10 protein-coding genes are annotated in these 14132 nt (G+C 51.9%); 5 read left to right on the top strand and 5 right to left on the bottom strand.

Annotation, left to right across the window (positions count from 1 at the left end; all coding sequences use genetic code 11):
• Positions 1–30 precede the first annotated feature (30 nt).
• The 4 genes from BN2762_RS03405 to BN2762_RS03390 all read left to right on the top strand — a co-directional run bounded on the left by BN2762_RS03405 (position 31) and on the right by BN2762_RS03390 (position 6152).
• Positions 31–1344: a nucleotide sugar dehydrogenase gene (locus tag BN2762_RS03405; RefSeq protein WP_055105630.1), complete on the top strand. Its 1314-nt coding sequence runs from the start codon at positions 31–33 to the stop codon at positions 1342–1344.
• A 31-nt stretch (positions 1345–1375) separates the two neighbouring features.
• Positions 1376–3244, top strand: coding sequence for a glycosyltransferase family 2 protein (locus BN2762_RS03400; protein ID WP_392391558.1), 1869 nt, complete (start codon positions 1376–1378; stop codon positions 3242–3244).
• Between the two features lie 111 nt (positions 3245–3355).
• Positions 3356–5050: a polysaccharide deacetylase family protein gene (locus tag BN2762_RS03395; RefSeq protein ID WP_316246757.1), complete on the top strand. Its 1695-nt coding sequence runs from the start codon at positions 3356–3358 to the stop codon at positions 5048–5050.
• A gap of 40 nt (positions 5051–5090) precedes the next feature.
• Complete coding sequence (locus BN2762_RS03390; protein WP_055105627.1) at positions 5091–6152, top strand: glycosyl hydrolase family 18 protein; 1062 nt, start codon at positions 5091–5093, stop codon at positions 6150–6152.
• 245 nt (positions 6153–6397) lie between these two features.
• Here the strand turns inward: BN2762_RS03390 and BN2762_RS03385 are convergent, their stop codons facing one another.
• Genes BN2762_RS03385 through BN2762_RS03375 form a run of 3 tightly spaced genes read right to left on the bottom strand, consistent with a single transcriptional unit; the run spans position 6398 to position 9381 of the window.
• Complete coding sequence (locus tag BN2762_RS03385) at positions 6398–7336, bottom strand: glycine betaine ABC transporter substrate-binding protein (RefSeq protein ID WP_055105626.1); 939 nt, start codon at positions 7334–7336, stop codon at positions 6398–6400.
• Between the two features lie 4 nt (positions 7337–7340).
• Positions 7341–8183 (bottom strand): ABC transporter permease, encoded by an 843-nt coding sequence (locus tag BN2762_RS03380; RefSeq protein ID WP_195903617.1) that lies wholly within the window; start codon positions 8181–8183, stop codon positions 7341–7343.
• A complete protein-coding gene (locus BN2762_RS03375) occupies positions 8167–9381 on the bottom strand; it encodes a quaternary amine ABC transporter ATP-binding protein (RefSeq protein ID WP_055105625.1) in 1215 nt (404 codons plus the stop codon). Before BN2762_RS03375 ends, BN2762_RS03380 begins: the two co-directional genes overlap by 17 nt.
• A 252-nt stretch (positions 9382–9633) precedes the next feature.
• Here BN2762_RS03375 and BN2762_RS03370 point away from each other — a divergent pair, with 252 nt between their 5' ends.
• Positions 9634–10182, top strand: coding sequence for a GbsR/MarR family transcriptional regulator (locus BN2762_RS03370; protein ID WP_055105624.1), 549 nt, complete (start codon positions 9634–9636; stop codon positions 10180–10182).
• Positions 10183–10268: 86 nt separating this feature from the next.
• Here the strand turns inward: BN2762_RS03370 and BN2762_RS03365 are convergent, their stop codons facing one another.
• Positions 10269–12512, bottom strand: coding sequence for a poly(ethylene terephthalate) hydrolase family protein (locus tag BN2762_RS03365; protein ID WP_055105623.1), 2244 nt, complete (start codon positions 12510–12512; stop codon positions 10269–10271).
• Between the two features lie 261 nt (positions 12513–12773).
• Entirely contained in the window at positions 12774–14126 is a 1353-nt protein-coding gene (locus BN2762_RS03360; RefSeq protein WP_055105622.1) for a lytic polysaccharide monooxygenase, read from the bottom strand.
• Positions 14127–14132: the final 6 nt, after the last annotated feature.

The raw sequence follows: 14132 nt of genomic DNA, 5'->3' as shown, positions 1-14132 counted from the left end.
GGATTATTTTGATAGACGGGGATGGAGCAAATGGGATTATATGAGGATATTGTTGAACGGCAAGAAGGAATAGCTGTCATCGGACTTGGATATGTCGGCCTGCCGATCGCGGTTGCTTTTTCTAGAAAGACCAGAGTAGTCGGCTTTGATGTGAATCGGAAGAAAATAGAAGGGTATTTGGCAGGGATCGATGCAACGGGTGATGTGGGAGATGACGTCATCCAATCCTGCAGTGTGGAGTTTACCTCGGATGAGGAAAGGCTGGAAGGGATTCGCTTCTTCCTTGTCGCAGTGCCGACGCCGATTCAGAGCGGAAATGTGCCGGATTTGAAGTATGTGCAGAGTGCGAGCCGAATCGTTGGAAGAAAGCTGACCAAAGGAGCGGTCGTGGTCTATGAGTCTACGGTGTATCCCGGCGTAACGGAGGATGTATGCATTCCTATCCTTGAAGAGGAATCGGGACTTCGGTGCGGAGAGGATTTCAAGGTAGGATACTCGCCTGAGCGCATCAATCCGGGGGACAAGGTGCACCGATTGGAGAATATCGTGAAGATCGTATCCGGCATCGATGATGAAGCGCTGGAGGTGATTGCCCGGGTATATGAGCTGGTCATAGAGGCCGGCGTGCATCGGGCGGAGAGCATCAAGGTGGCAGAGGCGGCCAAGGTCATCGAGAATGCGCAGCGGGATATTAATATCGCATTCATGAACGAGCTGTCGATGGTGTTCAACCGCATGGGCATCGATACAAAGGCTGTGCTGGAGGCGGCGGGAACGAAGTGGAACTTCCTGCATTTCACGCCCGGTTTAGTAGGCGGCCACTGCATCGGCATCGATCCCTACTATTTGACTTATAAAGCAGAGGATACAGGTTATCATTCGAAGATCATTCTCGCCGGACGGCACATCAATGACAGCATGGGGGCCTATATCGCGGATAATATCATAAAAATACTGGTCAGATTGCAGCTTGATATCCGCAATACGAGAATCGGTCTGCTCGGCTTGGCCTTCAAGGAGAACTGCGCGGACATTCGCAACACGAAGGTTACGGATATTATCGGTGAGCTGAAGGACTATGGTGTGACTACATTGGTCGCCGATCCTTTGGTAGATCCGCAGGAGGCCTATGAGGAATACGGCATCGAATTGTCGGACATGTCCTCGTTCCGGGACTTGAATGTGGTCATTGTGGCTGTACCGCATGCCGCGTTCGCCGAGATGAACATAGAGGACTATAAACGCATGTACAGCGATAATCAGACGAAAATTATGATCGACGTCAAAGGGATTTACTCCAAAGGGGAATATGAGCAGAGCGGGTTCTATTATTGGAGGCTGTAGGAATACCAGTAAATGAATGGGGACGCAGACAGTGATTAAAGGTAAGAAGAACAAGCAGGTAGAAGAGGTACTCACTGTACCAAGGGAAGATAGACGTACATTGTCACATGTACCGGATCCCGAGAATATCCGGGGACGGATCGACCGCAGAGGGCTCCGGGACGATGGAACAGTGCCGGACGGCAATGACCTGGAATCCCGGGAGAAGCTGCGGCTGCTTAGCCTGCGGTATATCGCGGATTTCGATGTTCTGTTAATTCCCGCAAGGGGAAAGAAGAACGCAGGAATCAAGGCCCGGGCCGTCGATATATCTTCCACGGGAGTTTTAATAGAACTGAGTCCTGAAGCAGGCAAGTTTCAGGTGGGGGATCAATATCAGCTTCGCGGCCATATCCCGCCAGGAACGATGCCGGAAGGCTTCGATTCCTCCATCAAGCTGAACGCTGACGTCGTTCGCGCGTTCACGGAGGAGTCTGAGGGGAAGGTTAAGCAGATGGCGGCCCTTCAATTTGCTGAGCCTCTAACTGATTATTTCCAGAGAAAGCGCTGGGGATATTCGATTTACATGGCGAGCGGATTAATGTTCGTTGCTGTCGCCGTCATCATGCTGATGCGCGTAGAGAGCGTGCTGTACTTCAAATATAATTTCTGGTTGTATTTGTACAGCTTGATCGCAGCCCTTTTTTTGCTGAGCCGGTATTTGTTTGGAGCGTTTTACCGGGACGTGCCGGTCAATCCGGATTACACCCCGGGAGTGACCATCATTATTCCGTGCTTTAACGAGGCCCAGTGGATCCACCGGACGATCTTGAGCTGCATCAACCAGGATTATCCGGTGGACAAGCTGGAGGTTATCGTCGTCGATGACCGGTCGACCGATAACTCGGCCGAGGAGATCCGGCGGACGATTGAGAAGGTTCATCAAGAAGCGGAACGTTATGCGACCAAGGAAAGATTGAAGATGGTAGTGCTGCCGGAGAACGGAGGCAAGCGGGTTGCTTTGGTGAAGGGCGTGGAGATGGCCAAGCATGATCTCGTCGTCTTCGTAGATTCCGACAGCTTCCTCGAGCCGACAGCGATCAAGCATTTGGTGCAGCCATTCCAGGATCCGCGCATGGGCGGCGTCGCGGGCCGCACGGATGTCGAGAACAAGTATACGAATTCGATTACGAAGCTGCAGACTGTACGTTACTATATCGCTTTTCGGATCATGAAGGCTGCGGAATCTTACTTCGACAGCGTTACCTGCCTGTCTGGGCCGCTGTCCTGCTACCGCAAGGATCTCGTGCTGAAGCATTCGGAAGCTTGGCTCAACCAGAAGTTCCTGGGGCAGCCGGCGACCTTCGGCGATGACCGGAGCATGACGAATTTTATCTTAAGGACGCATCGTACCGCCTATCAGGATGCCGCGATTTGCTCGACGATCGTACCGTCAAAAATGAGCGTATTCCTCAAGCAGCAAATGCGCTGGAAGCGTTCATGGCTGCGCGAGTCGCTGCGGGCCTCCGGGTTCATTTGGCGGAAGGAGCCCTTTATGTCGCTGTTCTTCTACGTCGGGGTTATCGTGCCGATCGCCGCGCCGATCGTAGTGCTGTATAACCTGGTGTATGTCCCGTTGGCTCACCATGTTTTTCCAGGCACATTCCTGATGGGGCTGCTCCTGATGGGACTGCTGATGAGCCTCGCCCATTTATTGTTCCGCAAGAGCAAGCTGTGGGTGTACGGGCTTGTGTTCTGCGTATTTTACGAAGCGGTGCTGCTGTGGCAGATGCCCGTCGCCTGGGTGACGTTCTGGAAATCCACCTGGGGTACGCGAGAAACGCCGCAGGATATTGAGGCCAGGGAGAAAAAAGAAGCAAGAAGGAAAAAAAATAAAAAGGGAATCGGATTGCCGTTTTAGCGCAATCGCCTGAAGATTCATAGAGTGAGGATGGCAGAAATGTTAAAGAAGAAGCGTAATTCTGCCCTTGATTATCACAAGAAAAATCGCAGGAAAGTGATAAAGACTATCGTGCAGAGTGCGATTTTGCTGGTCGTGGGCGTTCTGTTGTTCAACGCCTTGTTCGGAATCCGGCGGTACGAGGAGCCGGACAAATCCGCCTGGACCAACAGGGAGGGCTTTATCGCCATATCCTATTTCGGCGTAGGCCGTTCAGCGACCCCGAAATTGGTGGCCAAGAGCCAGCTCGGTCAGCAGCTTAAGGCCCTTTATGATCAAGGCTATGTTACGATATCGCAGCAGGACGTTACGGATTTCTATCTGCATAACAAACCGCTGCCGGATAAGGCGCTGTTCTTATCCTTTGAGGATGGAAGGAACGACTCCAGCCTGTTCTCCCAGCCGCTGCTGGAGAAATATAATTACAAGGCGACGTTCTTCTCCTACGCCAACAAGATGGGAAACAGCGAGCGCAAATTCCTGCAGCCAAAAGATATGCTGAAGATGATGAAGACAGGCTACTGGGAGCTGGGAACTAACGGAAATCGCCTGACGTACATTAATATTTTTGATGATCAGGGCAACTTCATCGGGATGAAGGAAGAGAACGAAATAACTAATAAAGAGCATATCGAGTATTATAATCATTATTTGATGGATTTTATTCGCGATGAGAACATGATTCCGGTAGAGAATCGAACGGAGATGGAAGCGAGGATTCATAGCGATTACGGCAAAATGAAGGAGATTTACAGCAGCAAGCTGGGATTTATCCCTCCGGTCTACATGATCATGCATGCGAATGCCTTGAACAATGGCATGAACCCGCTTGTCGCCCAGGCGAATAACGACAATATCAAGCAGATGTTCAGCATCCATTTCAACCGGGAAGGCGTGGCCTTCAATTCTGCTGAAGCGGATGTGTATGATTTGACGCGGGTACAGGCGGCGCCGTACTGGTACACCAATCATTTGCTGATGAAAATCCAGAAGGATACGGGGGAGAGCATGCAGTTCATTCGCGGCGACGAACAGTTGGCTGATCCCTGGCGTCTGGTCAGCGGGGCGTCGGAATTTGTCGATAATCGAATCATTTTGACTTCTCCGCCGGCGGCTCCGGGAATGCTGTACCTAAATCATAGCGAGAGCAGCGAAGATATGCTGATCTCCTACAAATTAGCGGGGAATGTCGTCGGCAAGCAGACCGTGTATGTCCGCTATGACCTGGCAACGGGAGCCTTTTTGCGGGTCGTCGTGGAGAATAACGAGCTGCACATTGAACAGAAGAAGGCTGGCGGCAAGACCGAGCGTGTATTTTCCAGTCCGCTGCAGCCGATCACGTGGAGCGAAGAGGATCTCGCCTTTGACAAGGCCTCGGTATATACGAAGGAGCAAATTGCGGCAAGTACTGGGCCGAAGGAGGAAGAATATCCGATCAATATTCAGCAGACGAGGCAGCTGCAGGTAGAGCTCAAAGGAGACCGGCTGGCGGTTACGGTAGACGGCGATCGGATTGTTGACGGACAAGCGCTTCAGGGCTTGCTGAAGAGCGGAGGTATTGCGCTGGAGGCGGAATACAGCGAGCAGAATAAGAAGGACGATATTTACGACGGCGTATTCGAGGATTTCGAGGTTTCGCTGTTGACTGGGGAGGACAGCAGGCCAGAGGTCGTCTTTAGCAGCAGGATTACAGGCTTTCAAGGCATCGTCCATGGCTTCAAAAAAGGGCTGGATGCCTCTATAGACTGGGTGATGGACACCTTCTAGTACCTTAAAAAAAGCGGAGGGGAACGGTGTCAATAAGCAGATGGCTAGAAAATGGAGCTATGTCGCGGCTGCAGCAGCAATTATTAGTATAGCCGGAGTGTTCTGGTTCTGCAGGCAAGGAGATGATGAGCAAAAGCCTCGGACCGTTACCGGAGAGCCGGAGCTGGAATTATCCGCCTGGGTCGTTGACTGGAATTGGGAATCCGGCGTGGCCGATTTGCAGCATATAAGCAGGAAGCTGGAGCGGCTGCAGGTTTTTGCCGCTTACTTCGATAGCGAGAACCATCTTTATTTTACCGACGATATGTATGAAGCCCTGCCGCGCATATTCGAGACAGCACGACAGGGGGGCGTGCAGGATGTGGATTTGACGATCGTCAATGACCGCTGGAACCCGGATGGAACGTCGGTACAGAAGGATCCAGAGGTGGTCACGCGAATTCTGGGCTCACAGGAAAGTCAGGAGAAGCATATCGCGGAGATTATCGATATTGTAGAACGGTACGGGTTCGACGGCGTCGAAATGGATTTCGAGAAGGTCAGCGAAGCCGACTGGGAGAAGCTTAGCAGCTTCTATGAGGAGCTGTATGAACGCCTGAATGCTAAAGGGAAGGCCCTTCGCATTATTCTGGAGCCGCGAACCCCTATTGAGAGACTGTCGCTGCCGGAAGGGCCTGTTTATGTGATGATGGCCTACAATCTGTTCGGCAGTCATAGCGGTCCCGGTCCGAAAGCGGATCATTCGTTCATTCAGAAGCTGGCTTCCCGCATGAAGGCGTTGCCCGGTGAGACGGCGATCGCTTTGTCGGTTGGCGGCTTTGATTGGGCGGACGGCGGAAAGGCAGCCTCCGTGACGGAACAGCGGGCGGCAGAGCTTCTTCAGCTTAGCAGCGCAACCTCCCCGGTACGGGATAAGGCGAGCGGGAGCCTGCATTTCACCTACAAGGACGAAGATGGCCGGAAGCATACCGTATGGTATGCGGACGGGGAGACGATAGCGCAGTGGGTCGGCGTGGCTGAGCAGTCTGGATATCATAATATTGTCCTATGGAGGCTGGGCGAATTCGAACAGGCAACACTGAATAGGCTGAAAGGTCTGTAAGCAAACTTCCTGTTCCGGGAAAAGCGAATAATGAATCGGTGGGATAATCTTATATACCATTTTTAATTTCTTTTTCAGGTTACAGTAATGTAGCTTTAAGGAAAAGGGGGTAAGGTAAATATACTCCCTTTTCCTTATATAAAGGACCCCATCCCGCTATGCGGGATGGGGTCTATGCCGTTTGGCCGCGATTCGGCCAAAAGATCGGCGGTAAACATTGTATTCATGGTTATAAATTTAGAGCATTATTTCAAATCTTCAATGGAGCTGGCGTCTACATAAGCGGGTACGACGAGCCCTGTACGGACTCCGGTCATATTGGCCCCGAGATCCTCTAGCTGATCCTTATATTTGTCCCAGTAATCCGCATGAGTCAAAGGCAGCCAAGCTGCAGCCGTCGCATCCACGTCCCCGCTCGCTACGCCCGTCCACATCGGTCCAGCTTCTACCTGGAGCGCATCTACCTTGTATCCAAGGCGATTCTCCAGAACATATTGGAGCAGATTCGTGCTGGCGATTTCGGAATCCCAAGCTACATAGCTAAGCTTAAGCTTATCCCCGTTGACTGGCGTCAGATCAGCAGTCCAGGTATCGATGCGGTCGCTATGGCTTTCTGCCCAAGCTTTAGCCGCTTCCGCAGGATCTTGACCCTCCTGGATAGCCGTCATAATTTCACCCATCTCGTCGGAGCTCCACTCGAAGCGGTCGAGGAACTCATAGGCTACCGGATGATCCTCCCTCAGCCCTTTGCGCACTACGGTGTGAATTTCCTCCGCCTCGCCGTATACTTTCTTTGGATCATCCAAGTATTTCAGGTCATATTTGGAGAACATCCAGTGCGGCGTCCAGCCTGTAATAATGATCGGCTGCTCGGATTTAACTGCTTTGGCCAGCGTAGCTGTCATCGCTGCGCCGGATCCTTCGATCAGCGTCCAGTCGGAAAGGCCGTATTCCTCGATAGCCTTGCTTGTCGCCTTCATAATTCCCGCTCCGGGGTCAATGCCGATAATTTCATACTTTACTTGCTCCCCAAGCGATTTGCCTCCGGCATTTCCGGCGGCATTGCCCGCGCTGTTCCCGGCATTCCCTGTGTTCCCTGTGTTCCCTGTGTTTCCGCAAGCGGATAGCAGCAGCACCGCCGCCAAGCTTAAAGTCGTCCAGAGACCAGCTTTTTTGTTCTTCATGTTCTTAAGCACCTCTTTTTTTAGATTTGAATAGATTTTGCGTAAAACGGTCAAGCACGATCGCCAGCACGACTACAGCGAGTCCGGCTTCAAAGCCTTGGCCGATCTTGAGCTGGGTGACCGCGCGGTATACCGTTGCTCCGATGCCCTGCGCCCCGATCATCGAAGCGATGACGACCATCGAGAGCGACAGCATAATCGTCTGATTGACGCCGGCCATCATCGTGGGCATTGCGAGAGGCAATTCCACTTTGAACAGCTTCTGCCATGAGGTCGAGCCGAAGGCGTCGGCCGCTTCCGTAAGCTCGCCGGATACCTGCTTGATTCCGAGATGGGTCAAGCGGATCGTAGGCGGGATCGCGAAGATGACGGAAGCAATCACGCCGGGCACTACCCCGAGGCTAAAGAAGGTGACGGCTGGCAGCAGATATACGAATGCAGGCATCGTCTGCATGAAGTCTAACAGCGGTGAAACAATGCGATGGGTAGTCTTGCTGTAGGCGCTCCATATTCCGATAGGGATGCCTAAGACCACTGAAATGATGCCGGACGTAACTACGAGTCCTAAGGTATTCATCGTTTCGGTCCAATAGCCTAGATTGTCGATGAGCAGGAACCCGATTACCGTAAATAACGTGAGCGGAATTCTGCCGATCAGGTACGCAAGGACGCCGAAAATAACGATGAATAGAAGCGGATGAGGTAAGAGAAACAACCAGGAGAAGAACTCGACGACACTTTCAATGATCTTGGACAGCCCTTCAAAAAAGCCCCCAAGGTTCGATTCCATCCAATCGACGATATACTCAATCCAATCCGCAAGCGGTATTTTAGGAATGAAGCTCATGCTGCTTCACCTCCATTTCGCCTACATCTCCCGCAAGAGCGCCCAAAACTGCGCCGCGCACGATGACGCCCAGCAGCCGCCCTTGCTCATCGACTACGGCCAGCGGCACTTTAGTCGAGCTCGTTGCTTCAAACAGGTCGCTCAGCACGGTATCCGGAGGCACCTGCGGGCAATCGCTTATCAGAATGTCCGATAGCGCTTTTCCTGTCTTATTCGCTTCGGATGCATCCTCTGCTGTAATAACGCCAAGCAAGCGTTTGGAACGATCGATAACGAAGAGATTTGAAATTCCGCGTTCCCGCATCAGTTGCAGGGCAACCCGCGGTCCGCGATCCAAAGTGATCGTCTCGGGTCTTCGCATGACGTGCGAAGCTGTGAGGACTTTGGAGAGATCTACATCTTCTATAAATCGTTCGACGTAACCGTTAGCCGGCTGTGTCAGCATTTCCTCTGGCGTTCCAATCTGGATGAGCGAGCCATCCTTCATCAAGGCGATCCGATCCCCGATCCGCAGTGCTTCATCGAGGTCATGCGTAATAAAGACGATCGTCTTCTTCATTTTTTCCTGCAGCTCGATCAGCTCATCCTGCATGTCCCGGCGAATCAGAGGATCCAGCGCACTGAAGGCCTCATCCATCAGCAGCACCTCGGGATCATTCGCCAAGGCACGGGCAAGGCCGACCCTTTGCTGCATGCCGCCGCTGAGCTCATCCGGCATTTTATCGCCCCAGCCCTTAAGTCCTACGAGCTCGAGGGCTTGCTCCGCCTTTTCCTTTCGCGATTGAGCATCGACCTTTTGAATTTCCAGGCCGTACTCGACGTTTTGCAGCACCGTCCGGTGCGGAAACAGCGCAAATTTTTGGAATACCATACTGATGCGCTTTTGACGTACTTCCCGTAATTGGGCTTTGTTCATTTTCAGCAAATCCTTACCGCGTATGAGAATTTGGCCGGATGTCGGTTCGATCAGGCGGTTCAGCATTCGGACGAGAGTCGATTTGCCGCTGCCCGACAGTCCCATAATGACAAAGATTTCTCCCTGCCGGATATCTAGACTGACCCGATTCACGCCAACGGTGATGCCTTTTTCGGCCAGCTGCTCTTTGGTTTGACCCTGCTCAAGCAGTTGAAGCCCAAGCTCCGCATTCGAACCAAACAATTTAGTAACTTGCTTTACTTCTAAAATGGGTTCCTCCAAACTATCCACTCCTTTTCCAATAAAATTACTAAGGCTGCACGGGCCTGTAGCCTCACATGGTACTTAGTCTAACAAAAGAAAGATAAATTAAACAACCATTAATACCGTTCGTATAGAACGTACAGAAAAAACTGTACGTAATGAACGGTACATATGCTCTGTTATGCTTACAAATGCTCGCAAAGCCGCCGCTTTACTTTTAACGGGCCTTTTTTTAAGATATAGGAAGTATCGTGATAGGAGGTTGCAAGCATGGGCTTGGACCAGCTCACCCCAGAGCAGCAGGCGGATGTGATGAAAGTGCGCAAGCGCGTCATTGAAGCCATTGGCAGAAATATGGATTTGTACGGCATTTCATTATCTACAGGTCATCTTTACGGTCTGCTTTTTTTTGCGAATAAACCGATGACGCTGGATGAAATGGGCATGGAGATGAAGATGAGCAAGACAAGCATGAGCACGGGCGTAAGGACTCTGCTTGATCTTAAAATGGTAAACAAAGTGTGGGAGAAAGGCTCCCGTAAAGATTTATATGAGGTAGAGTACGATTGGCATCAGACATTTACGGATTATTTCGCGATCAAATGGAGAAAAGCGGTAGAATCCAACCTCCTCATTTTACGCAGGTCAATCGGGGAGATCAATAAATGGCTGGACTCAGAGCCGGATGGAGCTATTGCCGAAGTCCTGCGGGAGGATTGCAGAAAAATGCGCGATGCCGAGAAGTACTACGAATGGCTTGACCGTTTAATTGATGCGATGGAGAGCGGAGAAATATATCAGCTTGTTCCGAAGGATTAACTCGAGGTTGAGTCTTGCTATCAGCATAAAACCGCCCTGCCTGTAATCGGCGCTGCCGACCAGGTACGGCGGTTTTTTGGTGCTGTTTATTCATAAATGCCGATATCGTCGAGCATAATCTTACCAGGCCCTCCGGAAAGGTAAAAGGTGATTTCCTTGAGGGAGGACAAATCAAGCCGCTCGTTCATTTTCTTAAATTCGGATAAAGGAAGCAGGACGGTCTGAAACACCGCCTCCTGCGGGTGCTTGTACTTGCCGTTGGACAACCGCTTCTCCACCCAGGGATGAATGGTGAAGGCGATATCCGGCGGCCGGGTGATCTCCGCATGGTCGGACAGCAAGATGCGCGCCGATTCGTCATTCGTGCTTAGCAGCTCCACTTCGACCTCCAGTTCAGCGGTGGAAGCTGTTGGGTCGGAGAGCTCAAAGCTCCGATCGGCCAACGAAAACGAGAGGACTTCCGGTGTCTTGGTCATCGCCCCTGGCAGGAAGGAGGCATTCCATGTCAAGGAATATGAAGCGGGAGCCCCGTCTTCTCTAGCCGCCCATTCCAAGGTTACTCCCCGGGTTCCTTTGCTCACCGCCTTGCGGTTCTTAACCTCTTCTTCGACCCAGGTCAATTTCTCGCCGCGGGCCAAGCCGCCGTCCGGAAGCGTGACCCGATTCAGGTCATCATCATACCAGGCTAATTTGTAAAAATTGGCGCTTTCAAAGCGGTTGAAATACTCGGTACCCGCTGGAAGCCAGTGCAGCCCTGATCTGTAATCCTGGAACAAAGCCCGATAGCTCTGCTCTCCGTGAAGCGTCGACTCCAGGAAGGCTGAGACGTATATTTTGGCGATTTCGCGCTGTTCCTTAGGGCCCATGATCTCGCTCTGGCTCAGGAAAATGCCCTTCGGATAGCTAATATCCCTGAAGCCCCATTCCGTATTGAATTGGCTATGGTTAGCATCGGCGATATATATCGATGCTTTGAAATGGGGAGATGGTTTTGTAAAAGAAGTCCTGATATACTGGCGATCCCCGTCAAAATCGATGACATCCGCATCCCGCGCCCCCTGAATAGCCAAGTAGCTGACGTCCCTGATTCTCGCCAGTCCGCCGTCAACCTTCTTATCCGTAGGAGAAATGGCAATGACGGCTTGAATGTTGTACCGCTCTAGATTGCTGAGCGTTTCGTCCTCGCTGAACCAGCGGCCGGCGTCCTTCGTCATGGCTACCGCCTGCCCCCCTCTGGAGTGTCCAATCAATCCAATTTGGTCAAAATTCACCTTCTGATAAAAAGGTGTTGCCTGATCTTCCGCAAATTTGTCGATCTGCTGCAGATGCTTGAGCAGGATCCAGGCACGAACCTTCATGTCATTGTCAGGAATGCCCGTCCAGACCGAGTAATTCAAATAATTCTCATCGACCGACACGGCGATGAAGCCCCGGCTGGCTAACAGCTCACCTAAATAACCGTAGCCTTCATCGGAGAAATCCTCCATCAGATGGTTGCCGTGAACCATGAGCACCAGCGGAAATGGACCGTTCCCTTCAGGCATCCAGACCCTGCCGTTCAAGGGAAGCGCGCTTTGATCAAATCCCCAGTAGCGGGTACGGAAGGCAGGCCATTTCTTGATGTAGGCTGAAGCGTCTACCGGGGGCGTTATAAGGTCGGTCTCCCGGCCGAATTCCTTTCGCCAATAATCTTTTCCGCTCCCATAATCGAAACGGGTGTACCCGTAGCTTCCCGGTTTGGCAGGATTCTCTGCCGGGATAGGCTCGGCGTGCTTCGCCGCCATGTCTGAGCGTGCCACAGGGCTGTCCGCGATCCACAACGCAGTGAGAACACACAGGAGTCCGAGCGCGGCTGCGGCATAGAATCTGAGGCGTCTGCCAATCCGGCTATAGAGCAGACTAATGACGATTCCGGCAGCGATTCCCGCCAGCGTGAGGATTCCTGAAGCTGCAGCGGAAATAACCGCGTCATGGTCCTGCCAAAATATAAAGAAAATGACGGTTAGGGCATACATTACCACCCCGGCGTATAACCGGGGAAGCGGCAGTCCGAGGACGGCCAGCAGCACAGCAGCCATATGAGCGGTGATAAATAGGCCTACAGTACCTAGGGAAATAAATACTATAATATCCGCCAAAGCGCCTAAGCCCGTTGGCATGCCCAAGGCAGCCAGTGCGAAAACAAACATCGCCGCCCCCCAAGGTCCCGCTAGGGCTATTCGCCAAAACGCGGAATCATAGCGGTACGTCTGCCGGATTCTGCGGCCTAGACGTTCGGTAAGCTTCGGCTTTAACGGAATATATTCAGTTTGAAGCGGCTGAAGTTCCATCGTTTCGTTTCTCCCATTTGATGATTGATCTTCTATTATTGTAACATGCTTCGGGCTGCGTGAAGGATAGCGGCATGGGCAGAATCTGAACATGGAAGTTATGTAAGGCTGCATGCAGGTTATGTATGGATATACTGTAAGTGCAAATAAACATCGAAAGGCCCCTTTAACGGCCGATGGATCAACCAAGCGATTCATCCAAGGGCAGCTTAAAGGGGCCGGGCTTGCTTAGGCTAATTCAGGAGGGTCAACGGCGGGGCCTTATTTCAAAATCCATAGGGCCGGCACGTTCGCTGGCTCCCATCCTTCAAGGGAAGTATGAGGTTGACGGCACTCATATACCGAACCGTTATAAGTTACCAGCGTTCCCGCAGTGTAGGCCGTGTTGGCCGCCCATGGCTGGGCTGCAGGTGCTTCGGCCGTCGTAGCGCTTACGGAATTGCTTGGCGAGGATTCATTGCCCGCAGCATCGAAGGCGCGGACGGTGAAGGTATATGACGTGTTTGCGCTCAGTCCTGTTACGACATGCTCAGTGGTCGTACCAGAGACTGTAGCTGCCAGCGAGTTACCGTTGTAAATGCGATAGCCTGCTACGCCCACGTTGTCCGTGGAGGGGTTCCACATTAAGGAGACGCTTGAAGAGGTTGGAGTTCCCATAACATGCAGATTGCCTGGAGCCGAAGGAGCCTCGGTGTCTACAACGACTTCCTTCGTTTTTACCGTAACCGCATTGCTTGCAGCCGATACATTGCCGGCGGCATCTCTGGCCTTCACGGTGAACGTGTAGGAAGTATTCGCGGTTAAACCTGAAACGGTGTAGCTCAAGGTATTGCCCGGAACTGTGGCGACAAGCGAACTTCCGTTAAAGATTTGATAACCGGTAACGCCAACGTTATCTGTTGAAGCATTCCAAGACAGGGATACGCTTGTGGAAGTGGAGCCTGTGGAAGTTAAAGCCGAAGGGGCGCTTGGGGCAACAGTATCGGTAGGGGGATTGCCGCCGCCGAAGTTAACGTCAATGACATTGTAGAAGGCGTTCGCCGTATCGGCGATTTCCCACACGGCCAGAATGACATGATATCCGCTGCGTGCTGGAACATTACAAGTATCCGAATATTCAAACGGAGGACGGACACCGCCGTAGTCAACGGAGCAGAATGGAGTCAGATCAAAGGAATTTCTGGACAGTGGAGCATTCGGGTCCCAGTTCTCCTTCGTGATATAGTATTTCCAGCTTGTGGTGGCATGAGCGGCCGTGAGCTTCCATTTGAACGTGTTCGGTCCTGGATTGATATTCACTTTCGTCCAGCGTGTAGCCGACTGCTCGTCCAGTTTAGGGAAAATTCCGCCTGCGCTGGCAATCTTGCCGTCAGCAGGTCCCGCATGAGGGAAGCCTTTTGGCGCTTCTAGGCTCTGAGGCTCATAAACAATTGCGCCGCAGTCCTTGTTTTGCCCGTTTTTACAGAGAATTGCCCGGCTTCCCGGACTATCCACATAACCATGCGCCGATGCTTGTTCGGCAAACAGTACCATGATTAAAGACAAAAGAATCATTAGGCCTAAAGAAGTAACCGCTTTCAAAAGCGATGATTGAGAAATTCGGATTGCTGACATTATGAT

The sequence above is a fragment of the Paenibacillus ihumii genome, assembly GCF_001403875.1.
GTDB classification, from domain to species: Bacteria; Bacillota; Bacilli; order Paenibacillales; family Paenibacillaceae; genus Fontibacillus; species Fontibacillus ihumii.
The sequence above is the reverse complement of the archived record's forward strand: the minus strand, read 5'-3'. Positions and strand labels throughout refer to the sequence as shown.

Coding starts and splice junctions, on each gene's coding strand:
- BN2762_RS03405 (WP_055105630.1), top strand. CDS start 31: ATGGGATTATATGAGGATATTGTTGAACGGCAAGAAGGAATAGCTGTC.
- BN2762_RS03390 (WP_055105627.1), top strand. CDS start 5,091: ATGGCTAGAAAATGGAGCTATGTCGCGGCTGCAGCAGCAATTATTAGT.
- BN2762_RS03385 (WP_055105626.1), bottom strand. CDS start 7,336: ATGAAGAACAAAAAAGCTGGTCTCTGGACGACTTTAAGCTTGGCGGCG.
- BN2762_RS03380 (WP_195903617.1), bottom strand. CDS start 8,183: ATGAGCTTCATTCCTAAAATACCGCTTGCGGATTGGATTGAGTATATC.
- BN2762_RS03370 (WP_055105624.1), top strand. CDS start 9,634: ATGGGCTTGGACCAGCTCACCCCAGAGCAGCAGGCGGATGTGATGAAA.
- BN2762_RS03365 (WP_055105623.1), bottom strand. CDS start 12,512: ATGGAACTTCAGCCGCTTCAAACTGAATATATTCCGTTAAAGCCGAAG.
- BN2762_RS03360 (WP_055105622.1), bottom strand. CDS start 14,126: ATGTCAGCAATCCGAATTTCTCAATCATCGCTTTTGAAAGCGGTTACT.